Genomic DNA, 732 nt, shown 5'->3' with positions numbered 1-732 from the left:
AGCTCAAAACTTAACCTTTATTTACGAGCTCAGGCAAAAGTCCGATGCTAATAAGGATAGCATGGTAAGTGGTAAATATTATCTCGATGTACTGGGAAAACAGTCAGTATTCCGGTCTGAGCAGGCCCGCCGTTCAGACTCACTGAAAGAAAAAACAGGATTTGGAGGCTTGCAAAGCGTTCTTTTTTCTGATCAGATCTATATTCAGAAAAACCTTGCCAGTCATAATATAATAAAATGCATTACAACTCCTCTGATAAACAATAATTATTTTATTAGAATTACAGATAAATTAATTTGGAAAATCCTGCCAGACAAAAATGAAAATGGGGAATATGAAACCCAGAAAGCTACAACCCGATATGGAGGAAGAAATTGGACCGCATGGTTCACTTCAAGCATTCCGATCCAGGAGGGTCCGTATATATTTCACGGTTTGCCCGGATTCATTGTAAAAATATCAGATGACAGATCCGAATACGATTTCACACTGGTAAGAACGAAAACTTCTGATAAAAATAGTTTGTTTTATTTAAGAAAAGGTAAAGAAATCACCTGGGAGGAGTACAAAAAATTACAATTAGACTATTATAGTGATCCTTATGCCAGTATCAAATCCAGTGGCTTAAAATCACAGGTCGCTGATGCAAACGGCAATAAAATAGAATTAGACACAAGAACCATTTCCACAAAGATTCAGGAAAGAATCAGAGAGAATAATAATTCCATTGA

At 36.2% G+C, this 732-nt stretch carries 1 protein-coding gene; it reads left to right on the top strand.

Annotated features, from left to right (window positions below):
* A partial coding sequence (locus ABMQ40_RS16640; protein ID WP_370901629.1) for a GLPGLI family protein occupies positions 1–732 on the top strand: 732 nt, incomplete at both ends.

The organism is Chryseobacterium gossypii (genome assembly GCF_041361455.1).
Classification (GTDB): Bacteria; Bacteroidota; Bacteroidia; order Flavobacteriales; family Weeksellaceae; genus Chryseobacterium; species Chryseobacterium gossypii.
This window is presented reverse-complemented; position numbering and strand designations above follow the sequence as displayed.